The 23061-nt window shown below is 69.5% G+C and carries 22 protein-coding genes and 1 tRNA gene; 11 read left to right on the forward strand and 12 right to left on the reverse strand.

Annotation, left to right across the window (positions count from 1 at the left end; genetic code table 11):
- Window positions 1-25 precede the first annotated feature (25 nt).
- Window positions 26-1081, forward strand: a complete 1056-nt coding sequence (gene ruvB, locus QTH87_RS07750) for a Holliday junction branch migration DNA helicase RuvB (protein ID WP_286608289.1) — start codon at window positions 26-28, stop codon at window positions 1079-1081.
- Window positions 1082-1103: 22 nt separating this feature from the next.
- Here the strand turns inward: ruvB and QTH87_RS07755 are convergent, their stop codons facing one another.
- Window positions 1104-2825 (reverse strand): lysoplasmalogenase family protein, encoded by a 1722-nt coding sequence (locus QTH87_RS07755; protein ID WP_286608290.1) that lies wholly within the window; start codon window positions 2823-2825, stop codon window positions 1104-1106.
- Window positions 2826-2937: 112 nt separating this feature from the next.
- Between QTH87_RS07755 and QTH87_RS07760 the strand changes: the two genes are divergently transcribed.
- Complete coding sequence (locus QTH87_RS07760) at window positions 2938-3816, forward strand: UDP-2,3-diacylglucosamine diphosphatase (RefSeq protein WP_286608291.1); 879 nt, start codon at window positions 2938-2940, stop codon at window positions 3814-3816.
- Entirely contained in the window at window positions 3813-5018 is a 1206-nt protein-coding gene (locus tag QTH87_RS07765; protein ID WP_286608293.1) for a glycosyltransferase, read from the forward strand. Before QTH87_RS07760 ends, QTH87_RS07765 begins: the two co-directional genes overlap by 4 nt.
- A 66-nt stretch (window positions 5019-5084) precedes the next feature.
- Here the strand turns inward: QTH87_RS07765 and QTH87_RS26185 are convergent, their stop codons facing one another.
- The 3 genes from QTH87_RS26185 to QTH87_RS07780 form a co-directional block, all read right to left on the reverse strand.
- Window positions 5085-5189 (reverse strand): hypothetical protein, encoded by a 105-nt coding sequence (locus tag QTH87_RS26185; RefSeq protein ID WP_353506145.1) that lies wholly within the window; start codon window positions 5187-5189, stop codon window positions 5085-5087.
- A 197-nt stretch (window positions 5190-5386) separates the two neighbouring features.
- Window positions 5387-5463: transfer RNA gene (locus QTH87_RS07775), tRNA-Met, on the reverse strand.
- A 33-nt stretch (window positions 5464-5496) separates the two neighbouring features.
- Window positions 5497-7020, reverse strand: coding sequence for a vWA domain-containing protein (locus QTH87_RS07780; RefSeq protein WP_286608294.1), 1524 nt, complete (start codon window positions 7018-7020; stop codon window positions 5497-5499).
- A gap of 135 nt (window positions 7021-7155) precedes the next feature.
- Here QTH87_RS07780 and QTH87_RS07785 point away from each other — a divergent pair, with 135 nt between their 5' ends.
- Together QTH87_RS07785 and QTH87_RS07790 are read left to right on the forward strand one after the other, a co-directional pair.
- Complete coding sequence (locus tag QTH87_RS07785) at window positions 7156-7866, forward strand: sigma-70 family RNA polymerase sigma factor (RefSeq protein WP_286608296.1); 711 nt, start codon at window positions 7156-7158, stop codon at window positions 7864-7866.
- Complete coding sequence (locus QTH87_RS07790; protein ID WP_286608298.1) at window positions 7863-9152, forward strand: hypothetical protein; 1290 nt, start codon at window positions 7863-7865, stop codon at window positions 9150-9152. Before QTH87_RS07785 ends, QTH87_RS07790 begins: the two co-directional genes overlap by 4 nt.
- Window positions 9153-9161: 9 nt before the next feature.
- Here QTH87_RS07790 and QTH87_RS07795 read toward each other — a convergent pair whose 3' ends face one another.
- The 4 genes from QTH87_RS07795 to QTH87_RS07810 form a co-directional block, all read right to left on the reverse strand.
- Window positions 9162-9941: an enoyl-CoA hydratase gene (locus QTH87_RS07795; RefSeq protein WP_286608300.1), complete on the reverse strand. Its 780-nt coding sequence runs from the start codon at window positions 9939-9941 to the stop codon at window positions 9162-9164.
- A 62-nt stretch (window positions 9942-10003) separates the two neighbouring features.
- Window positions 10004-11803 carry a M61 family metallopeptidase gene (locus QTH87_RS07800; RefSeq protein ID WP_286608301.1) on the reverse strand — a complete coding sequence of 600 codons (1800 nt, stop codon included), beginning with the start codon at window positions 11801-11803 and terminating at the stop codon, window positions 10004-10006.
- Window positions 11803-12528: a DsbC family protein gene (locus QTH87_RS07805; protein WP_286608303.1), complete on the reverse strand. Its 726-nt coding sequence runs from the start codon at window positions 12526-12528 to the stop codon at window positions 11803-11805. Before QTH87_RS07805 ends, QTH87_RS07800 begins: the two co-directional genes overlap by 1 nt.
- 23 nt (window positions 12529-12551) lie before the next feature.
- A complete protein-coding gene (locus tag QTH87_RS07810; protein ID WP_286608305.1) occupies window positions 12552-13667 on the reverse strand; it encodes an FAD-dependent monooxygenase in 1116 nt (371 codons plus the stop codon).
- Window positions 13668-13740: 73 nt separating this feature from the next.
- Between QTH87_RS07810 and QTH87_RS07815 the strand changes: the two genes are divergently transcribed.
- Genes QTH87_RS07815 through QTH87_RS07825 form a run of 3 tightly spaced genes read left to right on the forward strand, consistent with a single transcriptional unit; the run spans window position 13741 to window position 16455 of the window.
- Window positions 13741-14625, forward strand: coding sequence for an MOSC domain-containing protein (locus QTH87_RS07815; protein ID WP_286608307.1), 885 nt, complete (start codon window positions 13741-13743; stop codon window positions 14623-14625).
- Between the two features lie 50 nt (window positions 14626-14675).
- Window positions 14676-15767 carry a redox-regulated ATPase YchF gene (gene ychF / locus QTH87_RS07820; protein WP_286608309.1) on the forward strand — a complete coding sequence of 364 codons (1092 nt, stop codon included), beginning with the start codon at window positions 14676-14678 and terminating at the stop codon, window positions 15765-15767.
- 13 nt (window positions 15768-15780) lie between these two features.
- Window positions 15781-16455: a glutathione S-transferase gene (locus QTH87_RS07825; RefSeq protein WP_286608311.1), complete on the forward strand. Its 675-nt coding sequence runs from the start codon at window positions 15781-15783 to the stop codon at window positions 16453-16455.
- A 19-nt stretch (window positions 16456-16474) separates the two neighbouring features.
- On the opposite strand, the gene QTH87_RS07830 is transcribed toward QTH87_RS07825, so the two are convergent.
- Window positions 16475-16948, reverse strand: coding sequence for a YqaA family protein (locus tag QTH87_RS07830; RefSeq protein WP_286608312.1), 474 nt, complete (start codon window positions 16946-16948; stop codon window positions 16475-16477).
- A gap of 182 nt (window positions 16949-17130) precedes the next feature.
- On the opposite strand from QTH87_RS07830, the gene dusB reads away from it, so the two are divergent.
- The 3 genes from dusB (at window position 17131) to purH (ending at window position 20123) form a co-directional block, all read left to right on the forward strand.
- Complete coding sequence (gene dusB / locus QTH87_RS07835; protein ID WP_286608313.1) at window positions 17131-18192, forward strand: tRNA dihydrouridine synthase DusB; 1062 nt, start codon at window positions 17131-17133, stop codon at window positions 18190-18192.
- 83 nt (window positions 18193-18275) lie between these two features.
- The gene (locus QTH87_RS07840; RefSeq protein ID WP_286608314.1) at window positions 18276-18512 is read left to right on the forward strand and encodes a Fis family transcriptional regulator; all 237 of its coding nucleotides are present in this window, start codon (window positions 18276-18278) and stop codon (window positions 18510-18512) included.
- 3 nt (window positions 18513-18515) lie between these two features.
- Complete coding sequence (purH, locus tag QTH87_RS07845; protein WP_286609048.1) at window positions 18516-20123, forward strand: bifunctional phosphoribosylaminoimidazolecarboxamide formyltransferase/IMP cyclohydrolase; 1608 nt, start codon at window positions 18516-18518, stop codon at window positions 20121-20123.
- A 54-nt stretch (window positions 20124-20177) separates the two neighbouring features.
- Here purH and QTH87_RS07850 read toward each other — a convergent pair whose 3' ends face one another.
- The 3 genes from QTH87_RS07850 to thiD all read right to left on the reverse strand — a co-directional run bounded on the left by QTH87_RS07850 (window position 20178) and on the right by thiD (window position 23005).
- Window positions 20178-20624, reverse strand: coding sequence for a hypothetical protein (locus QTH87_RS07850; RefSeq protein ID WP_286608316.1), 447 nt, complete (start codon window positions 20622-20624; stop codon window positions 20178-20180).
- 29 nt (window positions 20625-20653) lie between these two features.
- Window positions 20654-21940 carry a glutamate-1-semialdehyde 2,1-aminomutase gene (hemL, locus tag QTH87_RS07855; RefSeq protein ID WP_286608317.1) on the reverse strand — a complete coding sequence of 429 codons (1287 nt, stop codon included), beginning with the start codon at window positions 21938-21940 and terminating at the stop codon, window positions 20654-20656.
- Window positions 21941-22036: 96 nt separating this feature from the next.
- Window positions 22037-23005, reverse strand: a complete 969-nt coding sequence (gene thiD, locus QTH87_RS07860) for a bifunctional hydroxymethylpyrimidine kinase/phosphomethylpyrimidine kinase (RefSeq protein ID WP_286608318.1) — start codon at window positions 23003-23005, stop codon at window positions 22037-22039.
- Between the last annotated feature and the right edge of the window lie 56 nt (window positions 23006-23061).

The raw sequence follows: 23061 nt of genomic DNA on the forward strand, positions 1-23061 counted from the left end.
TGGCCCTAAACTGCGCCCTCAACCCATGACCATCCAGACCGACGATTTCGCCCCGGCCCCGCAACGCGTGGTCTCCGCCGCGCCCGCCTCGCCCAACGAGGAAGCCATCGAACGGGCCCTGCGGCCCAAGCTGCTCGACGACTACGTGGGCCAGGCCAAGGTGCGCGAGCAGCTCGAGATCTTCATCGGTGCCGCCCGCCACCGCGCCGAGGCGCTCGACCACGTGCTGCTGTTCGGCCCGCCGGGCCTCGGCAAGACCACGCTGTCGCACATCATCGCGGCCGAGCTCGGCGTCAACCTGCGGCAGACCTCGGGCCCGGTGCTCGAGAAGCCCAAGGATCTGGCCGCGCTGCTGACCAACCTCGAACGCAATGACGTCCTGTTCATCGACGAGATCCACCGCCTGTCGCCCGTAGTCGAGGAAATCCTCTACCCGGCGCTCGAGGACTACCAGATCGACATCATGATCGGCGAGGGGCCGGCCGCGCGCAGCATCAAGCTCGACCTGCAGCCCTTCACGCTGGTCGGTGCCACCACGCGTGCGGGCATGCTGACCAACCCGCTGCGCGACCGCTTCGGCATCGTCGCGCGGCTCGAGTTCTACACGGCCGAAGAGCTTGCGCGCATCGTGCGCCGCAGCGCGGGGCTGCTCGGCGTGCCGATGGACGAGCAGGGCGGCCTCGAGATCGCGCGCCGATCGCGCGGCACGCCGCGCATCGCCAACCGCCTGCTGCGCCGCGTGCGCGACTATGCGCAGGTGAAGGGCGATGGCCGCATCACGGTCGATATCGCGCACAAGGCGCTCGCGATGCTCGACGTCGATCCGCAGGGCTTCGACCTGATGGACCGCAAGCTGCTCGAGGCCGTGATCCACCGCTTCGACGGCGGCCCCGTGGGGCTCGACAACATCGCGGCCAGCATCGGCGAGGAATCCGGCACCATCGAGGACGTCATCGAGCCCTACCTGATCCAGCAGGGCTATCTGCAGCGCACGCCGCGCGGACGCATCGCGACGCTGGCGGCGTACCGGCACCTCGGCGTGGCGCCGCCCACGCGCGACGGCGACATGTTCGGCGCCTGAGGCGCCGCAGGCGCCGGGGCCGTCAGCGGGGCCGCACGTTGGCCGCAATGAGCCACTGCGCCGCGTAGTAGCTGGCCAGCACCCACAGCGAGGCCAGCGGCAGCGGCTGGACGAAGCGGTTGGTCGCGAGCAGCGCATCGCTCAGCATGAACAGGCAGGCGCCCAGCGCCACGCGGCGCGCCGCTGCATCGCCGATCACGGCCGCGCGCCCGAGCGCCTGGGCCGCCATGCAGGCAATGACCACGACGTAGAGCCCCACCGGGATGCGCAGGGCCGCGGGCAGCCCGCCCCACCACAGGAAGGCATACATCAGCACGGCGATCGCGAGCGTGAGGGCGAGCGCGCGTGGACGCGGGAACAGCGCGACGCCCTGCGCGAACAGCGCGACATAGGCCAGGTGGGCCAGCAGAAAGCCGACCAGGCCGGGTACGAAGAGATGCGGCCACATGAGCAGCACGTCACCGGCCAGCGAGGCCGCGAGGCCCGCGACCAGCAGCAGCGCGAAGCGGCGCGGCATCGCCTCGCGCCGTGCGCGCACGATCGCGAACACGATCAGCAGTGAGAGCGCGAGCGGCTTGGCGATGAAGTGCAGCGCGGGAATCGACAGCGCGCCGCTCGCGCTCGCGAGCGCGGCCGCATCGACGAACAGCACGCCGAGCACCGGCAGCCGGCCCTGCAGCAGCGCACCCGTGGCCCACAGGCCGGCCGTGAGCGCGCAGAGCCAGGCCACCGCAGTGGCGAAGGGCAGCGAATCGGAGAACCACAGGAAGGCCGTGGCGCCAGCCAGCAGGCCGATGAACTGCAGCGCTCCGAAGACCTGCACGCCGTGCGAGACCGCGGGCTCGTAGCGTTCCACCGTCGCGATGTCGAAGGCCGGCTTCGGATCGCTGGCCGCGAGGTCGGCCGGCTGCCAGCCCGGCGGCGCGAGCCAGATGCGCAGCTTGTCGCGCCAGCGCCGCGTGCGCCAGCTGTCGCGCGCCAGGCCCCAGTAGACCTCGGCATTGGCCCACAACGGATCCCAGCTGCGCAGCGGGCTGCGGGTGCCGTAGACGCACGGCTCGTCCTCCTCGCGGAAGGTGCCGAACAGCCGATCCCAGACGATCAGCACGCCGCCGTAGTTTCGGTCGACATAGCGGTCGTTGACCGCGTGGTGCACGCGGTGGTTCGAGGGCGAGCAGAACCAGCGGTCGAACCAGCCCAGCTTTCCGATCTGCTCGGTGTGGACCCAGAACTGGTAGAGCAGGTCGACCAGCGCCACCACGACGAAGACCAGCGGCGGCACGCCCGCGATCGCCATCGGCAGATAGAAGATCCAGCCGAACAGCGCGCCGCTCGAGGTCTGGCGCAGCGCGGTCGAGAGGTTGTAGTGCTGGCTCTGGTGATGCACCACGTGCGCGGCCCACAGCACCGCGCTCTCGTGGCCGAAGCGGTGCAGCCAGTAGTAGCAGAAGTCGTAGAACACCAGCGCCAGCAGCCAGCCGTACCAGCGGGTCCAGAAGTCGGTGTCGGGGAACAGCGCGAAGGCCGACCAGCAGGCCGTGTAGATGCCGATGCGCAGCAGGCCCGTGAGCACCGCGCCGACCTGGCTCAGCATGCCCAGGCCGATGCTGTTGAGCGTGTCGGGAAGGCGATAGGTGTCGTGCCCGACACCGCGGCGCGCGCGCCGTCGGCCGACCCAGAACTCGATCGCGATCAGCAGGAAGAAGACGGGGGTCGCGAGGACGATGATCTGGCCAGGGCGCATGGCCGGGATTCTCGACGCCGCCGAAGGCGCCGCTCCCCCGCGGTTTCCCTGTCATGTGACAGTCACCGCGGCGCCTCGGTGGCGTCATGCGCGGCTGACATCCTGCGCTTCCATGCAACGCGACGACGCCTTTCTTCGCGCCTGGCGCGACACCGCCCGCCTCGCTGGAAGCGCCGACGACGACGAGGTCACGCGGCCGCCGAAGCGCTATCGCACGCTCTGGATATCCGACCTCCACCTGGGCACGCCGGGCTGCCAGGCGCATGCGCTGCTCGACTTTCTCAAGCACACCGAATCCGACACCCTGTTCCTGGTCGGCGACATCATCGACGGCTGGCAGCTGCGCCGCCACTGGCACTGGCCGCAGGCCCACAACGACGTGATCCAGAAGCTGCTGCGCAAGGCGCGCAAGGGCACGCGCGTGATCTTCATTCCGGGCAACCACGACGAGTTCGCGCGCAAGTACCTGCATCACAACTTCGGCGGCATCGACGTCGCCGAGGAATGGATTCACGAGACCGCCGACGGCCGCAAGCTGTGGGTGATGCACGGCGACCTGTTCGACGGCGTCATCCAGTGCGCGAAATGGCTCGCGCATGTGGGCGATTCGCTCTACGAGTTCACGCTCAAGCTCAATCGCCACCTGAACTCGCTGCGCGCGCGCATGGGCCTGCCCTACTGGTCGCTGTCGAAGTACCTGAAGCAGAAGGTCAAGCGCGCGGTCAGCTACGTCGGCGACTTCGAGGGCGCGGTGGCGCGCGAGGCGCGGCGGCGCGGCGTGCAGGGCGTGGTCTGCGGCCACATCCACCATGCCGAGCTGCGCGACATCGACGGCATCCTCTACGCCAACGACGGCGACTGGGTCGAGAGCCTCACCGCGCTGGCCGAGCATGCCGACGGCTCGCTCGAGATCCTGCACTGGGCACAGCAGATGCCGGCCCGCACGCCGCGCTCGCGCAGCGCGGTGGGCAGCCCGGAGGTCTGCGCGTGAGCGCGGCCGTGACGGCAGCGGGCGGCACCCGGATCGTCGATCTCGTGTACTTCGATGCCGGCGGCGGCCATCGCGCGTCGGCGCTGGCGCTCGAGGCGGCGATCCGGCGCGCCGGCCTGCCGTGGACCGTGCGCCGCGTCAACCTGCGCAGCGTGCTCGACCCGAAGGACAGCTTTCGCCGGTTCACGGGCATGGACCCCGAGGACGTCTACAACAAGCGGCTGGCGCGCGGCTGGACGCTGGGCCTGGCGCAGGAACTCAAGCTGCTGCAGGGGATGATCCGATGGGGCCATGCGAAGCTGCTGCGCCCGCTGCAGCAGCACTGGCTCGCCACCGAGCCCGACATGGTGGTCTCGCTGATCCCGAACTTCAATCGCGCCTTGTGCGAGTCGCTGGCCTCGACCCTTCCGGGCGTGCCCTACGTGACCGTGCTGACTGACCTGGCCGACCACCCGCCGAACTTCTGGATCGAGCGAGGCATGGACCAGCACCTGGTCTGCGGCTCGCCCAGGGCGGTGGCGCAGGCGCGTGCGGCCGGCCATGCGGACGACCGCATCCATGCCAGTTCGGGCATGCTGATGCGCGCGGAGTTCCATGAACCCGGCACCGTCGATCGCCGCGCCGAACGGGCCCTGCTGGGCATGGACCCCGAGCGCCCCACCGGCCTGGTGCTGTTCGGCGGCCAGGGTTCGAAGGCGATGCTCGGGATCGCTAAGCGCCTGCCCGACACGCAACTGATCCTCGCCTGTGGCCACAACGCCGCACTCGCGCAATCGCTGCGCGAGTTGCCCGCCCGCGCGCCGCGGCTGGTGCTCGGCTTCACGCCCGACATCGCGCGCCACATGCAGCTGGCCGACTTCTTCATCGGCAAGCCGGGGCCCGGCTGCCTCAGCGAAGCGGTGCAGATGCAGCTGCCGGTGATCGTGGTGCGCAACCGCTGGACGCTGCCGCAGGAACGCTACAACGCGCAGTGGGTGCGCGAGCGCGGCGTCGGCCTGGTCTGCGGCAGCTATGCGGGCGTGGCGCCGGCGGTGGCGGAGCTGGTGTCGAATCTCGATCGCTACCAGGCCGCGACGCGACGCGTGGAGAACCGGGCGCTGTACGAGCTGCCCGAGATCCTGGGCAGGATCATGGCGCGGGCCGAGGCGGTTTCGCGCGGGCCTTCAATGCAACTCGCGCCAGAGGATCTTGCCCGTGGATGAGCGCGGCAGGCTTTCGACGAAGCTCACGATGCGCGGCACCTTGTAGGCGGCCATGCGCTCGCGCGCTCAGGCCACGATGTCCGCCTCGACGATCCGGCCGCGCTGATCGGGCCGCAGGATGGCGAAGAGCTTCACCGATTCGCCCTCGCGGTCGTCGGGCACGCCGATCACGCAGGCCTCGAGCCGGTTCGCTCAAACTGTAGAAGCGACGTCCTTCTCGGCCAATGTCATAAGGGCCGAATCGCATTGGCAGAACTGCTCAGGCGGCGGCGCCGACCTTCGGGGCGATGCGGCCGACACGGCGCCGGTCGCGTGCCAAAGAAGAAAGGCCCCCGCAAGTCGCTGACTTGCGGGGGCCTTCTTGGATCTGGTGGCTCTTCACGGACTCGAACCGCGGACCTGTGGATTATGATTCCATCGCTCTAACCAACTGAGCTAAAGAGCCGAGCCCAGGATTATAGCCTTTTCTGCGGAGGGGTCAGCCGCCCGCCGAAAGTTTGGCCAGTTCATCGGACACCAGGCGCACGATCAGGCGGTCCAGCGTATCGACGGAATAGTTCTGCACGTCGTGCACCGTCTCCCGGCCCGGGCCGCGATCGGGACGCCCGGCATCGCGGTAGGTCAGGAACACGAAGCTGGCGCCCGTGTACTGTGCGATCTGCCGCTGGATGTACTCGCCCTGCTTGTCGAGACCGCTCGCGCCGACCGCGAACACCTTGATCCCCTTGCCCAGCGCGGCCAGCATGTCGTCGTCGTACTGGGGGCCGCCGTAGTCCAGATGCGGCGGCGCATCGGCCAGCAGCACCACCATGCGCGTGGTGTCGCTGCCGCGCCAGCTCATGCGGTGCACGGTCTCGTGCAGTGCCTCGTTCATCGCTTCGGGATAGTCGCCGCCACCGTCTGCGCGCAAGGCATCGAGCACGCCCTGGAAGGCACCGAGGTCGTCGGTCAGGTCGTGCCGGCGCAGCAGGAAAGCATCGCCGCGATCGCGGTAGGCCACCAGGCCGAAGCAGGTGTCGGGCCGGCTCGGCAGCTGCGCGACCTCCTGCGCGATGGCGCGCAGCGAGGTCTTGAGCTTGTGGATCTCGTCGCCCATCGAGCCCGTCGCATCGACCAGGAACACGAGGTCGAGCCGCGCCCGCTGCGGCACTGCCGTGGTGTCGGGCAGCACCAGGTCGACCGCGCTCTTCTGGCCGCGGCGCAGGAACGCCGTCGCCTGCCGCCCGTTCTTGCGCACCACGACTTCGTAGACCGGACTGCGCGCCGGATCGAAGGCATTCGGATGCAGCCAGGCCCGGCCCGCGGCATCGGTGCGCGCCCACATCGCGGCGCCGCTCGTGGCCCGCACCGCGACCTCGGCGTCGGCCATCGCCTGGCCCCTGGCATTGCGCACCTGCAGCAGGTGGCGCTCGCCGACGTCGCGTTCGCGGTGCGGCACCTGGGTGCGCTGGCGGAACTGCAGGTAGGCCGCGAAATCCGCGTTGTCGTCGACGCGGCCGGCCGTGACGGTCTCCTGCGCCGGTCGCTGACGCTGCACCGGTGGGGCAGCGGGCGCTGGCGCCGGCGGTGCGAAGCGCGGTGCGGCGGCATCCGCCGCGGCGCCCGATTCCGCCGGCGCGGACTTCGCGGCTTCCCTGGCTGCGCGGCCGGTACCCGGCACGGCGGCCGCGAGCGGGCGTTCCGCTTCCGCATGCGGGATGCCGTCGTCGGGCACAGGCGGTCGCAGGGTCTCGCGGCGCTGTTGGCCGCGATCGCGCCCGGGCGCCTCGAAGGTCTGCACGGGCCTGGCGCAGTGCGTGGCCGAGGGCGCCTCGAAACCGGGCGCGGTGCGCGCCAGGCTCGATGCCTGGACGACCACCTGCGGCTCGGGCTGCGGCGCCGGCGTCGGCCAGCGCGCGGCCATGGGCGCAAGCTCGGTCGCGCTGCATGCGGTGAGCAGCAAGGGGGCGCACAGCAGCGCGGCAAGCGGTCGCTTCAAGAGGGAGAAGGGGCGGTGGTTCATCGGCAGCTCCGGTTGTGGATGCAGCCTGATACGGCCGGCCCGTCGGTCCGGGGTCGAGCCGCGGACATCTTTTTCTTGACCGTGCTAACCCCGACCGGCGCATCCGCACGTAGAAGGTGAGGTGAAAATCTGTCGATGCCTGTGCCCGCCGCGTTTCCCGCCGAATCCGAGGACGATCCCCTGCCGGACGACCAGTTGATGCTCGCCTATGCCGCTGGGGACACGCGTGCCTTCGACACGCTCTATGCGCGCCACGAGAGCGCGCTGCTCCGGTTCATCCGTCGCCTGCTGGGCCTGCGGCTGGCGCCCGAGGCCGACGAGGTGTTCCAGGACACCTGGATGCGCATCATCGCGGCGCGCGACGGCTTTTCGCCGCAGGGTGCCACCTGGCGCACCTGGGCCTTCACGATCGCCCACAACCTCGCGATGGACCGCCTGCGCCTGAGCGGGCGCGAGGTCGCCTTCTATGCCCACGACGAGGACGGCGACGGCCTCGAGGCTGCACGCCTGTTCAGCCGCGGCCTGCTCGACACGGGCGCCGCGGCACGCGATGCCGCCCATCCGTCGGCCGAGGAGCTGGCCTTCTGGCGCGCCGCCGGCCGACGTCTGCTGGCCTGCCTCGACGAATTGCCCGACGACCAGCGCTCGGCCTTCCTGCTGCACAACGAGGACGGCTTCACGGTCGAACGGGTGGCCGAGACGCTCGACGTCAACTTCGAGACCGTGCGCAGCCGGCTGCGCTACGGACTGCGCAAGCTGCGCGGCTGCATGGAGCGCTACCTGTCGGTGCTCGAGCCTGCACGGACCGTGGCGGGCGCGCGCCGCGCGAAGGGGCTCTCCTCATGAGCCGCAACGAAGAAGAGCGAGACGAACTGCGCGACGAGCACCTGCGGCGCGCGCTCGCGCACGCGCCCGATCACGCCGTGGCGCCCGACTGGCGCCTGCGCAAGGCGATCCTCGCGAAGGCGCACGAGGCCATCGGTGCCACCGATCCCGAGACCGATTCGGCTGCGCTGGAGGCCGCGGCAAGACCCTGGTGGCGCCGGGCACCGGCCGGGCATGGCGGGCGCTCGCGCATGCCGTGGAACGCGGCATTCGCGACCGTGCTGGTTGCTGTTCTGGTCGGCGTGCTGTGGCATCGGGAACCGGTGCCGGGGCCGGCGCTGGATTCGCAGGCGCCGATGAAGGAGGTGGCGCCGCCTTCGGCGCCTGTGCCCGCCCCTGCCGCCCGGCCGGACGCGGCGCCGGCGGCCGTGCCGGAGGCTCCGAGCGCAGCGCCATCCGGTTCCTCGTCCTTCCAGGTTCCGATGCCGGGGCTCGAATCGCCGTCGATCGACGTGCCGCCCGAACCACCCAATGCACCGCTGCCGCCGGCGGAAAAGCGTGCAGCCCCCGCAGCCGCCGCGCCGGCCAGGACGCAGGCCGCGCGCACACCTTCGGCCGCGACGCCGGTGACGCCGCCGGCCGCGCCTTCTGCAGCGCCCTTCGCAGCACCGCCAGCGGCACCGCCTTCGGCAGCGCTGGCGGCACCATCGGCGAGGGAGCGGCGCGACGAAAGCGCGGCCCTGCGTCTGCCAGCGCCGGCCGGCGGGCTGGCGCCAGCACCCGCCGCTGCACCTGCTGCACCTGCTGCGCCAGCTGCCCCCGCGGCCGCCGCCAAGTCGGCGGCACCCAACGTGCGCACCGACGAGACCGAGCCGCCCAACTTCGAGGCCCTGCGTTCCTGGAACCGGATCACGATCACGCGGCGCAGCGGCGAAACCCGCAGCCTGCCGCGCACCGATGCGCGCGAGCTCAATGCCCTGCTGGGTTCGGCGGCGCTGTCGGCGGTCGGTCCGCGACCGCTTGCCGGTGCGCCCGAGTGGCGTGTCACGCTCGAGCGCAATGGCGAGGTGCAGGCGGTGTTCGAGATCGCGGGCTCGCAGGTGCGCTGGCGCGAAGGCAAGCTGCCGCCGGGCACCGGCGTGCCATCGGGTCCTGCGCTCGCCGCGCTGCGCGAGGCACTCAGCGATGCGGTGCAGCCGCCGCCGCCACCACCACCGCAGCCGCAGGCAGCACCGGCGCAGGCAGAACCGGCGCAGGCAGAACCGGCCCAGCCAGCGCCACCCGAGCCCTCGGGCAGCCCGCCCTGAGCGCCCTGGCTACAGGTGCTTGAAGTCGGGCGCGCGCTTGCTCAGGAAGGCGTCCATGCCTTCCTTCTGGTCGGCGGTCGCGAACAGCGCATGGAACAACCGGCGCTCGAACATCACGCCGTCCGACAGGCCGCTCTCGAAGGCGCGGTTGACCGACTCCTTGGCCGCCATCACGGCGACCTGCGACATCCCGGCGATCACCAGCGCCGCGCCCAGCGCTTCCTCGGCGAGCTTCTCGTAGGGCACGATGCGGCTCACGAGGCCGGCGCGCTCGGCTTCGGTAGCGTCCATCATGCGGGCCGTGAGGGCCATGTCCATGGCCTTCGACTTGCCGACCGCGCGCGGCAGCCGCTGCGTGCCGCCGGCGCCTGGAATGACGCCGATCTTGATCTCGGGCTGGCCGAACTTCGCGTTGTCGGCCGCGATGATGAAGTCGCACATCATCGCGAGCTCGCAGCCGCCGCCGAGCGCGAAGCCGCTCACCGCCGCGATCACGGGCTTGCGAATCTCGCGGATGGTTTCCCAGTTGCGCGTGATGTAGTCGCCCTTGTAGACGTCGAGGAAGCTGTACTTGGCCATCGCCGCGATGTCGGCGCCGGCCGCGAAGGCGCGCTCGCTGCCGGTCAGGATGATGCAGCCGATGGCCGGGTCGGCGTCGAAGGCCTTGAGCGCCTGGCCCAGTTCGGTCATCAGCGCATCGTTGAGCGCGTTGAGTGCCTTCGGGCGGTTGAGCGTGATGATGCCGACCTTCTCGGCCTCGACGCGCACTTCGATGTTCTCGTAGCTCATGGGGGTCTCCTTGAAACGAACAATCCGTGGGGGCGCCGCAGCGGCTGCTGCGGCTACCGCGACTACTGCGGCTGCAGCCAGGCCGCCATCTTCGCCGCATCCTGCGCGAACAGGCGCCAGGTCGTGACCCCGGCGGGCAGCACGAGCGGCAGGCGCAGCAGGCGCCGGTCGCGCGCCACCAGCGCAGTGGCGCGCCGCAGCGGACCGAGGTAGAGCGCCAGGTCGTCGAGCCGCGTGAGCCGCCAGCCCTGGGCGGTCCTGCCCTTGGCCGCAGGCAGTTCGATGCCGATCCATTCGTCGTTGGCCGCGAAGCCGGCCTGCTCGGCCGCGCCGCCGCGCAGCACCACCTTGACCTGCACGCTGCCCCCGGTCTCGGTCACCCGCAGGCCGAGTTCCTGGGCCCGCTGGGCCGGATCGTCGAGCGCCGCGACGCCGTGCGCACGCAGCAGCCCGGACAGCGGAAGTTCTTCCGTCGAATGAACCCAGCTTGCGAGCTCGCGCGCATAGGAGCGGCCACCGACCGCTTCGAGCGCGGCCGCGAAGTCGGCTTCGGTGATCGGGCCACCGCCGGTCTGCTGCCAGAGGAGGCGCATCACCTCGTCGAGCGAGCCCCTGCCTTCGGCGCGCAGCGTGAGGTCGAAGCACATCGCGACCAGCGCGCCCTTGGTGTAGTAGCTCACGGTGGCGTTGGGCGTCTGTTCGTCCTGCCGGTAGTACTTGACCCAGGCGTCGAAGCTGGCCTCCGCGACCGACTGCACCAGCCGGCCCGGCGTCTGCATGACCTGGTTGACGGTCTTGTTGACCAGTCGAAGGTAGCCGGCGTCGTCGATGCGGCCGGCGCGGCGCAGCAGCAGGTCGTCGTAGTAGCTCGTGAAGCCTTCGAACAGCCACAGCATCTCGGTGTAGTTCTCGCGGCCGTAGTCGTAGCGCTCGAACTCCGAAGGCCGCAGGCGCTTCACGTTCCAGGTGTGGAAGTATTCGTGGCTGATGAGGCCCAGCAGCGTGGTGTAGCCTTCGGGATGCTTGCGTGCGTTCAGCTGTGGAAGGTCGCGCCGGGTGCAGATCAGCGCCGTGGAGTGGCGATGCTCGAGACCGCCGTAGCCATCGTCGACCGCATTCAGCATGAAGACGTAGCGATCGTGCGGCGGCTTCGGTCCGCCGCGCTTGCCGACCTTGTCGCCGTGCCAGAAGCGCATCTGGGTCTCGCAGATCGCCCGCGTGTCGGCGATCAGCCGCTCGCCGTCGAAGGCAGCCGTGGCGCCCGCGACCACGAAGCGGTGCGGCACGCCGCAGGCCTCGAATTCGGCACTCCAGAACGGGCCCAGCTCGACCGGGCTGTCGGCCAGCTCGTCGTAGTCGGCGGCCAGGTAGCTGCCGAAGCCGTGGCGGTCGATCTTGAGCGGCCGCAGCGCAGTGGCGCAGGACCATCGCGCGCCCGAGCCGGCGGCCGGCACCGGCGGGGCGACCACCTCGAGCGCATGGGCCGCATCGGTGTGGCCCTCGACCTGCAGGCACAGGCTGGTGCCGTTGAAGAAGCCGCGTCCGGCATCGAGCCAGGCGGTGCGCACCGAGTTGTCGTAGGCGCAGACTTCGTAGCGCAGTACCAGCGGCTTGTCCGGCGTGCAGGAGATCTCCCAGCTGCACTTGTCGAGCTGCCGCAGCGCGAGCCGGCGCCGGCCTTGCAGCGCGCGCAACTGCTGCAGGTTCTTCGAGAACTCGCGCAGCAGGTAGCTGCCCGGAATCCATGCCGGCAGCGCCACGCGCTGCAGCGCGGCCGGTTCGGCGATGGTCAGCGTGACGGCGAACAGGTGCGCGTTGCGGTCCGCGCACTCGACGCGGCAGTGGACGGCCGGCGTGGCCATCAGTTGACGGCGGAGAGTTGCTTCTCGACCTGCGCGGCCGGAATGGCGCCCGGCGTGCGCGTGCCGTCGGCGAAGATCAGGGTCGGCGTGCCCGTGATGTTGTACTTCTGGCCGAACTCGCGGTTGCGCGTGAGGGCTGCGGTGTCGCATTCGGCGTTGGCCGGCATCACGCCGCGCTGCATCCAGTCGTCCCAGACCTTGGCCTTGTCCTTGGCGCACCAGATGTTGCGCGACTTGGTGACCGAATCGGGACCCAGCACCGGATAGAGGAAGAGCTGGATCGTGACGTTGTCGATCTTCATCAGGTCGCGCTCGAACTGCTTGCAGTAGCCGCAGTTGGGATCGGCGAACACCGCGAGCCGGCGCTTGCCGTTGCCGCGCACCATCTTGATCGCGTCCTTGGTCGGCAGCTTGTCGAAGGCCACCTCGCTGAGCTTGGCGACCCGTTCCTCGGTGAGGTTGCGGCGCTCCTTGAGGTCGAACAGACTGCCCTGCAGCAGGTAGTTGCCCTGCTCGTCGGTATAGAAGATGTCGAAGCCGTTGACGCGCACTTCGTAGAGGCCCGGCAGCGGCGCCTTCGTGACTTCGTCGATCTTGGCGAACTGCGGGATGCGCCCGAGGTTCTTGCGGATCTCGGCTTCGCCTGCGTGGACGGCGAGCGCCGAGCCCAGCGCAGTGGCCGCGAGCGCGGCGAGGAGAAGGGGGCGGAGTTGCTGCAGTTTCATGATGGAGAAGGTGTTCCGGGCGTTCATTGCAGGCCCATGGCCTGGCGCGCGATCCAGTTCTTGACGAGTCGCGTGCGGTCGAAGCCGCGCATGCCCCAGTTGCGCAAGGCGGGAAGCGGGTCGGCGCTGTGGGCGAAGAGCTGCTGCAGGCCGTCGGTGGCCAGGCTCATCGACAGCACGTCGGTGCGGCGGGCACGTTCGTAGCGGCGCAGCAGGCGAGCATCGCCCACGCTGCGCCAGTAGTCACGGGTGCGGATGACCTCGGCCAGTGCGGCGACGTCGGCCAGGCCGAGGTTGAGGCCCTGGCCGGCCAGCGGATGCACGGTGTGGGCGGCGTCGCCCGCCAGCGCCCAGGCGCCGCCGTCGGCGAAGGCGCCGGTCCAGCGGTCGGCGATGGCGCGCTGCAGCGGCCAGGCCGCGCGCTCGCTCGTCAGGGTGAAGGCGCCGAGTGCATCGTGGCTGGCCGCGCGCAGCGCCTCGCAGAAGGCTTCGGCGGGCAGCGCCTGCAGCGCCGGCGCGCGGAACTGGTCGACCGACCACACCAGCGCCAGCGAGCGCTCGGTGTCGCCCAGCGGCAGCAGCGCGAGCACCTCGCCCTTGTCGTTGAACCACTGCCGGGCGACGCCGTCGTGCGCCTGCGCGGCCTCGAGCCGGGCCGCGATCGCGTGCTGCGGATAGCGCGTGACCTCGTAGCCGACGCCGAGGGCTTCGCGCGTGGCGCTGATGCGGCCTTCGCAGACCACGGTGAGCGGCGCGGCAACGGCTTCGGCCACCACCTCGACGCGCGGCTGGAAACGCACCGCGTCGCCCAGCTGGCGCTCGAGCGCCGGCACATCGACGATCCAGGCCAGCGCGTCGACCTTCTGGCGCCCGGCGGCGAACTGGACGCGGCCGCCCTCGTCGCCGTGCACGAGCATCTCGCGCACCGGCGTGGCGTGCGCGGCATCCGGCCAGGCGCGCAGGGATTCGAGCAGGGCCTTGGAGGCCGAGTTGAGGGCATAGGCGCGGACGTCTGCGCCGGCCGGCGGCGCAGCGGGCGCCACCAGGGCCACGCGCACCCTTTCGCGTGCCAGCAGGAGGGCCAGCGTGCGGCCGACGATGCCGGCGCCGCGAATGCAAACTTCGGGGGGAAGGGCCATCGCCGGATTGTAGGAGGCCGGGCGTCCGACGGCAGGCGGCCTCACAATCCGGGGCTACAGAAAGGATCCGCGCGTGAACGAAGCCCCCGAATTCGATGTCCGAGCCACCATCGCCCGCCTCTTCGTCTATCCGGTCAAGTCCTGCGCGGGCGTCGAGCTCGACGAGGCATTGCTGGTCGAGACCGGCCTCGAGTTCGATCGCGCCTGGATGGTGGTCGACGAGCACGGCGAATTCGTCACCCAGCGCGAGCTCCCGCGCATGGCGCTGATCCGGCCACAGCTCAGGCACTCCGAGATGGTGCTGCGCGCGCCCGGCATGCTCGCGCTGCACATCGCCTTCGACCGGGTCGAGCAGGCGACCCGCGTCAAGGTCTGGAACGACGAGGTCGCCGCCTACGACATGGGCGACATCGCGGCCCAGTGGTTCAGCGACTTCCTCTCCGAGCCGGAGCGCCCGCGCAAGCTGCGCCTGGCGCGCTTCGATCCCGAGCAGCAGCGGCTGTCGAGCCTGAAATGGACCGAGGGCGTCGAGGCCCCGAACCAGTTCGCCGACGGCTTTCCGCTGCTGGTGGCGAGCGAGGCCTCGCTCGCCGAGCTCAACGAGCGGCTGGCGGCAGGCGGCCACGCGGCGGTCGGCATCGAGCGCTTCCGGCCCAACGTGGTGCTGGCCGGCATCGAGGCCCACGACGAGGACCGGGTCGAGACCCTGCACATCACGACCGCCGAGGGCGAGGTGCTGGTGCGTCCGGTGAAGCCCTGCGCCCGTTGCCCGATTCCCGACATCGACCCGCAGACCGCCATCAGCAGCCCCGAGGTCGGCGACACCCTGCGCAGCTACCGTGCCGATCCGCGCGTCGACGGCGCCATCACCTTCGGCGTGAACACCATCGTGCTGCAGGGCATCGAGCACGCGCTGCGCGTCGGCCAGCCGGTCGGCGGCAACCTGCGCTTCGATTGAAGCAGCCTAAAATGCGCGGTTCCCCCCAGCATTCCTGAAAGCACCCCGCCATGAGCCTCCAGTGCGGCATCGTCGGCCTGCCCAACGTCGGCAAGTCCACTCTCTTCAATGCCTTGACCAAGGCAGGCATCGCGGCCGAGAACTATCCCTTCTGCACCATCGAGCCCAACGTGGGCGTGGTCGAGGTGCCCGATCCGCGGCTCGACGCGCTGAGCGCGATCGTGAAGCCCGAGCGCGTGGTGCCGGCGATCGTCGAGTTCGTCGACATCGCGGGCCTGGTGGCCGGTGCCAGCCAGGGCGAAGGCCTCGGCAACCAGTTCCTGGCCCACATCCGCGAGACCGACGCGATCGTCAACGTGGTGCGCTGCTTCGAGGACGACAACGTGATCCACGTGGCCGGCAAGGTCGACCCGATCTCCGACATCGAGGTGATCCAGACCGAGCTTTGCCTGGCCGACCTGTCGACGGTCGAGAAGGCGCTTCATCGCCACACCAAGACCGCGCGCTCGGGCGACAAGGAAGCCATCAAGCTGGTGGCGCTGCTCGAGAAATGCCAGGCCGCGCTCAACGAGAACAAGCCGGTGCGCTCGATCGAGTTCAGCAAGGAAGACAAGCCGCTGGTCAAGCAGTTCTCGCTGATCACGGCCAAGCCGGCGATGTTCGTCGGCAACGTGTCCGAGGACGGCTTCGAGAACAACCCCTTCCTCGACCGCCTGCGCGAATACGCCGCCGCGCAGAACGCGCCCGTGGTCGCGATCTGCGCCAAGATCGAGGCCGAGCTGGCCGACATGGACGACGAGGACCGCAAGATGTTCCTGGCCGAGATCGGCCAGGAGGAGCCGGGCCTGAACCGCCTGATCCGTGCCGCCTACACGCTGCTGGGCCTGCAGACCTACTTCACCGCCGGCGTGAAGGAAGTGCGCGCCTGGACCATCCACATCGGCGACACCGGCCCGCAGGCGGCCGGCGTGATCCACACCGATTTCGAGAAGGGCTACATCCGGGCCCAGACCATCGCCTACAACGACTTCATCGCCTACAAGGGCGAGCAGGGCGCCAAGGACGCGGGCAAGATGCGCGCCGAAGGCAAGGACTACGTCGTCAAGGATGGCGACGTTATGAACTTCCTTTTCAGCTCCTGACGCCTGGCCCGCAATGCTCACCGTCCACCATCTGAACAACTCGCGCTCGCAGCGTGTTCTGTGGCTGCTCGAGGAGCTGGGCCTGCCCTACGAGGTCGTGCGCTACGAGCGCGATCCGAAGACCATGCTCGCGCCGCCGGCCCTGAAGGCCGTGCATCCGCTCGGCAAGTCGCCCGTGGTCGTGACAGAGGACGGCCTCGTGCTGGCCGAGTCGGGTGCCATCATCGAAACCGTGATCGAGCGCTACGGCCAGGGCCGGCTGGCACCGCCGCCCGGCGGCGCCGAGGCGCTGCGCTATCGCTACTGGCTGCACTACGCCGAAGGCTCGGCCATGCCGCCGCTGCTGCTCCAGCTGATGTTCGGCCGCATCGAGCAGGCACGCATGCCCTTCTTCGCCAGGCCGATCGCGCGCTCGATCGCCAGCGGCGCCCGCAAGGCCTTCATCCTGCCGAGCATCCGCACGCACCTTGACTTCATGGAGGGCGAGCTCGGCAAGGGCCCATGGTTTGCGGGCGACCACTTCACGGGTGCCGACATCCAGATGAGCTTTCCGGTCGAGGCGGCGCGCGCCCGTGGCGGCCTCGACGAATCGCGGCCACGCCTGATGGCCTGGCTCGACCGGATCCATGCCAGGCCCGCGTACGGCCGCGCGCTCGAGCGCGGCGGTCCCTACGCGCTCCTGAAGTAAGGCGCCACTCGGCGGCGGCTCAGCTGTTGGGCCAGATGTAGAGCAGCGCCACCGTCATCGTCACATAGCGCGCGAACTTGCCGATCGCCATGTAGAAGACGCAGGGCCAGAACGACAGCTTGAGCCAGCCCGCGACCGCACACAGCGGATCGCCGACGATCGGCAGCCAGGACAGCAGGCAGGCCTTGGGCCCGAGCCGTTCGAGCCAGCCCAGCACGCGCAGGTGATGCTTCGAGTGCGAGTACTTGTCGGCCACCTTGTGGGCGCCGTAGCCCATCCACCAGTCGACCATGCCGCCCAGGGTGTTGCCGAGCGTCGCCACCCCGATGGCCGGCCAGAACATGTCGGGATTGAGCTTGAGCAATCCGAACAGCACCGGCTCCGAGCCCACCGGCAGCAGCGTCGCCGACACGAAGGCGGCGATGAACACCGTGCTGAGCCCGTACTGCGGAAGCGCGAGGAGCGCAAGAAGTGAGTCGAGCCAGGCTTGCATGTGTGCGGCGAGTATAGAAAGGAGCCGCCGGGCTCCGGCGTAGGCAGGAACCCTCGGACCGCGCCATCGGCCGCCTGTCACCTGCGTGCGCAATCAGTGCAAATCGTTGCAGCCGCGGGCTCGGCGCGCCGCTACAATCGTGCCTCATTTTTCAGCACCCCGGCGCGCGCCAGATTTCCTTCATGACCCTGCAGATCGGCCACATCGCGCTGGAGAACAGCCTGTTCGTCGCGCCCATGGCGGGCGTCACGGACCGGCCTTTCCGCATGCTGTGCCGCGAACTCGGCGCCGGCTACGCGGTGAGCGAGATGGTCACCTCGCGCAAGGAACTGTGGGGCACGCTCAAGACTTCGCGCCGCGCCAATCACGAAGGTGAGCCGGGCCCCGTTTCGGTGCAGATCGCCGGCACCGACGCCGACATGATGGCCGAGGCTGCGGCCTACAACATCGATCGCGGCGCTCAGATCATCGACATCAACATGGGCTGCCCGGCCAAGAAGGTCTGCAACAAGTGGGCCGGCTCCGCGCTCATGCGCGACGAGCCGCTGGCGCTCGAGATCGTCGAGGCCGTGGTGCGCGCGGCGCTGCCGCACCGGGTGCCGGTCACGCTCAAGATGCGCACCGGCTGGAGCGACGAGCATCGCAACGCGGTGGCGCTGGCGCGCCGCTTCGAGGCCGCGGGCGTGCAGATGCTCACGGTGCACGGGCGCACGCGCGAGCAGGGCTACAAGGGCTTCGCCGAATACGACACCATCGCCGCGGTCAAGGCCGCGGTGCGCATTCCGGTGGTTGCCAACGGCGACGTGAATTCGCCAGAGAAGGCGCGCGACGTGTTCGCCGCCACCGGCGCCGATGCCGTCATGGTCGGCCGCGCGGCGCAGGGGCGGCCGTGGATCTTCCGCGAAATCGCGCACTTCCTCGCCACCGGCACGCACCTGGCGCCGCCGCTCGTGGCGGAGGTGCGGCGCCTGCTGCTCGACCACCTGCAGCAGCACTACGGGCTCTACGGCGACTACAGCGGCGTGCGCACCGCGCGCAAGCACATCGGGTGGTACGTGCGCACGCTGCCGGGCGGCGAGGCCTTCCGCGCCGAGATGAACCGCATCGAGGACTGCGAGGCGCAATGGCACGCCGTGGCCGCGTTCTTCGATGCGCTGGGCGCCCAGATGGACCGCATTCCGGTCATTGCCGCGGAGCCGGCGAGCGAGGTCGAGGACGAACCGTCGGCCGACCTCGCGGCCTGATCGACGCCGGGAAACGAGCTGAAAGCAGAGAGAGAGAGAGCGAGCCGAGCGAAAGCAGAGCAAGAGGAGAAGAAGAGAAGGCCATGAGCAAGAAACACATCGAAGACTGCGTACGCAGCAGCCTGGACAGCTATTTCCGCGACCTGCACGGGATCGAGCCCGATGGCATGTACGAGATGCTGGTGCGCGTGGTCGAGAAGCCGCTGCTCGACGTCGTGATGACGCGCGCCGAGGGCAATCAATCGAAGGCCGCCCAATGGCTGGGCCTGAACCGCAACACGCTGCGCAAGAAGCTGGTCGAACACAAACTGTTGAAGTAACCCCTGATGACGAACGCACTGATTTCCGTTTCCGACAAGACCGGCATCCTCGAATTCGCCCAGGCGCTGCATGCGCTGGGCATCAAGCTGCTGTCCACCGGCGGCACCGCCAGGCTGCTGGCCGACGCCGGCCTGCCCGTGACCGAGGTGGCCGACCACACGGGCTTTCCCGAAATGCTCGACGGCCGCGTCAAGACGCTGCATCCCAAGGTGCACGGCGGCCTGCTCGCGCGCCGCGACTTGCCTGCGCACATGGCGGCGCTCGATGAACACGACATCGCGACCATCGACCTGCTCGTAGTCAACCTCTATCCCTTCGAGGCCACCGTCGCCAGGGCCGGCTGCACGCTCGAGGACGCGATCGAGAACATCGACATCGGCGGCCCCGCGATGGTGCGCAGCGCGGCCAAGAACTGGAAGGACGTCGGCGTGCTGACAGATGCCTCGCAATACCCGCAGGCGCTGGCCGAGCTGCAGGCCCACGGCAAGCTCAGCGACAAGACCCGCTTCGCCTTCTCGGTGGCGGCGTTCAATCGCATCAGCCAGTACGACGGCGCGATCAGCGACTACCTCTCGGCGATCGACTTCGACGCCAGCACCGGCCAGCCCACGCCCACGCGCACGCTGTTCCCGGCGCAGAGCAACGGCCGCTTCGTGAAGATCCAGGATCTGCGCTACGGCGAGAATCCACACCAGCAGGCTGCCTTCTACCGCGACCTCTACCCGGCGCCCGGATCGCTGGTCTCGGCGCGCCAGCTGCAGGGCAAGGAGCTCAGCTACAACAACATCGCCGATGCCGATGCCGCGTGGGAATGCGTGAAGAGCTTCGACGTCCCGGCCTGCGTGATCGTGAAGCATGCCAACCCCTGCGGCGTCGCGACGGCCAAGGATGCGGCAGAGGCCTATGCCAAGGCCTTCAAGACCGATCCGACCTCGGCCTTTGGCGGCATCATCGCCTTCAATCGCCCGGTCGACGGCGCTACGGCGCAGGAGATCGCCAAGCAGTTCGTCGAGGTGCTGATGGCGCCCGGCTACACGCCCGAGGCGCTCGAGGTGTTCCAGGCCACCAAGGCCAAGCTCAACGTGCGCGTGCTCGAGATCGCGCTGCCCAAGGGCGGTGCCACCGACTGGGAAAACGGCCGCAACGCCACCGACGTCAAGCGCGTCGGCTCGGGCCTGCTGATCCAGACCGCCGACAACCACGAACTCGCGCTCGCGGACCTCAAGGTGGTCAGCAAGAAGCAGCCGACGCCTGAGCAGCTGCAGGACCTGCTGTTCGCCTGGAAGGTCGCCAAGTACGTGAAGAGCAACGCGATCGTGTTCTGCGCCGACGGCATGACCATGGGCGTCGGCGCCGGCCAGATGAGCCGCCTCGATTCCGCGCGCATCGCCAGCATCAAGGCCGAGCATGCGGGCCTCTCGCTGGCCGGTACCGCGGTCGCGAGCGACGCCTTCTTCCCGTTCCGCGATGGTCTCGACGTGGTGGTGGACGCGGGTGCGAGCTGCGTGATCCAGCCCGGCGGCTCGATGCGCGACCAGGAAGTGATCGACGCCGCCGACGAGCGCGGCGTGGTGATGGTGCTCTCGGGCGTGAGGCACTTCAGGCACTGAGCCAGGGCCTGTGGACGCCATTTCCGGCGACCCCGGAAATGGCGCTGGCAGCTCCTAGTTGCCGTCGGAGAACCGGTACTTGAGCTGGAAGCTGATCGCTCCGTAGAGGCGGTTCCTGATGCTCGGCACGATCGCGATGTTGAGTCCCCAGTGCCTGCCCTCGATGGCCGCGGTGGGGATCAGCGCCGCGAACCAGCCGCCGTTGTTCGTGTTGGGATAGCCGTCGAATCCGCCGACCACGGCGCCGAACTTCACGCCGTGGAACTCGAAGGGCATCACGTAGAGGCCCAGGTAGTGCGAGCGTTCGCGGTCGCTGTTGCGAAAGGCGCCGGCCGTGACCGAGAAGGTGCGGTCGATCGGCCATTCGATACCGATGCCGTAGTTGGCGTCTTCCAGGCCCTTGTTGCGGTCGAAATGCAGCGAGTAGAAGCCCGGGTTGATCCAGACCTGCTCGATCGGAACCTGCGCGAACGCCGGCGCCGCCAGCAGCAGCGCCGACATGCATGCCATCGAACGCCGGGCCGCCACGGCTAGAGCGACCTGAAGATCTCGCGCGCCGCGGCGACCGTGGCCGCGATGTCGTCCTCGCCGTGAGCCGCGCTCACGAAACCGGCCTCGTAGAGGGCAGGCGCGATGTACACGCCGCGGTCCAGCAGGCCGTGGAACAGGGCGTTGAACCTGGCGCCGTCGCTCTTCATCACGCTCGGATAGTTCTGCGGCAGCGCATCGAGCAGGAAGAAGCCGAACATGCCGCCCTCGCTGTCGGCGCTGAAGGGCACGCCCTCGGCCGCGGCGGCGTCCTTCAGGCCCTGCACCAGCGAACCGGTCCTGGCCGACAGCGCGTCGAAGAAGCCGGGCCGCGAGATTTCCTTGAGCGTGGCGAGGCCGCAGGCGGTCGCGACGGGGTTGCCCGACAGCGTGCCGGCCTGGTAGACCGGCCCCATCGGCGCGAGCTGTTCCATGATCGCGCGCGGGCCGCCGAAGGCCGCGAGCGGCATGCCGCCGCCGATCACCTTGCCGAGCACCGTCAGGTCGGGTGTGACGCCGAGCACGCCCTGGGCGCCGTGCAGGCCGACGCGGAAGCCGGTCATCACCTCGTCGAACACCAGCAACGCGCCGTGCCGGGTGCACAGCTCGCGGCAGCGCTTTGCGAAGGCTGCGCTTGCACGCACGAAGTTCATGTTGCCGGCGATCGCCTCGATCATCAGGCAGGCGATGTCGTTGCCGTGCAACGCGAAGGCCTCCTCCAACTGGGCCAGGTTGTTGTACTCGAGGACCAGCGTGTGCTGCACCACCTCGGGCGGCACGCCGGCCGAGGTCGGGTTGCCGAAGGTCGCGAGGCCCGAACCGGCCTTCACCAGCAGCGCATCGGCGTGGCCGTGGTAGCAGCCTTCGAACTTGATGATGGTCTTGCGGCCGGTGGCGCCGCGCGCGAGCCGCAGCGCGCTCATCGCGGCTTCGGTGCCCGAGCTCACGAGGCGCACCATCTCCATCGAGGGCAGCAGGGCGAGGATGGCTTCGGCGAGTTCGATCTCGCGCTCGGTCGGCGCGCCGAACGAGAAGCCTTCGAGCACCGCGCGCTGCACGGCCTCGACCACCGCGGGATGGCCGTGGCCGAGGATCATCGGGCCCCAGGAGCCGATGTAGTCGATGTAGCGCCTGTCGGCGGCGTCCCAGAAATAGGCACCTTGGGCGCGCTTGATGAAGCGCGGCGTGCCGCCGACTGCCTTGAAGGCGCGCACGGGCGAATTGACGCCCCCGGGAATGACGGCGCGGGCGCGCTCGAAGAGGATGTCGTTGGGATCAGGATGTGCCATCCCCAAAGTATCCGTGATGCGCGTGACGCTTCGGCGGCCTGCGTCTTCCGGGCTGCACGCCGTGCGGCGAAGCGGGCAAGGCCGGGGTCGAGCGCTTCAGTGCCGCGTGTCGTGCGGCGGCAGGGCGAAATCGCTCGGCGTCGGCTCGCCCTCGTCGTCGTCCTCATCGTCCTCGGGCTGGGCCCAGAACAGGCGGTCGGGCAGGACATGGCCCATGCCGGGGCGAAAGCCCGAGTCCAGGCAGCGGTCCATGTAGCTGAGCGCCTCGCTGGTCGCGGCCACGAGGTCGGTACCGCTCGCGAGCAGCGCCGCGAGCGCTGCCGACAGCGTGTCGCCGGCGCCTGCGAAGACGGCGTCGAGGCGTTCGAACTTCTCGCTCGCGAGGATCGACTGCGGCGAGGCCAGCACGTTGTCGATGAACTGGTCCGGCAGCACCAGGCCGGTCACCAGCGTGTAGGGCACGCCGAATTCGCTGGCTGCCTTGGCGATGTCGCGGGCGGTCGGCGGGCGCTCGCCGTTCCAGTCGGGCAGCAGCCAGCGCCACAGCGTGCTGTGGTTGCCGACCAGCACCGTGGTCTGCGGCAGCACCAGGTCGCGGAAGGCGTCGAGGTAGGCCTCGATCTGCGCGTCCTCCCACCACGAGAGGTTGGGCATGTAGGCCACGACAGGCACGTCGGGATAGTCGGTCGCCGTCTCCGCCACCGTGCTGAGGTTTTCGGGCGAGCCGACGAAACCGACCTTGATCAGTTGCACCTCGACGTCCTCGAGGATGGCCCGCGCCTGTTCGGCCACGGCTTCCTCGTCGAACGAGAAATGATCGAAGACCTCGGCCGTGTCGCGCGCGTAGGCGCCGGTCACCACCGGCAGCACATGGACGCCGACCGACGACATGGCCAGCGAATCGCCGGCCAGGCCGCCGGCGCCGCTCGGGTCGCTGGCGTTGAAGACCAGCACGCAGGGCGGATTCGCATCGTCACCCTCGTCAGCCACTTCGGAGTCGTCCGAGGGGTCGGTAAGATCGCTGGTTTTGCGGTCGTGCTCTGGTGGTAGTAGATAAGTTTTCATACTCGAATCAGGGCTCCACGGATGGTGGCATATCTGAGACGCTTGTCACGAGATTC

It is taken from the genome of Variovorax jilinensis (genome assembly GCF_030316885.1).
Classification (GTDB): domain Bacteria; phylum Pseudomonadota; class Gammaproteobacteria; order Burkholderiales; family Burkholderiaceae_C; genus Variovorax; species Variovorax jilinensis.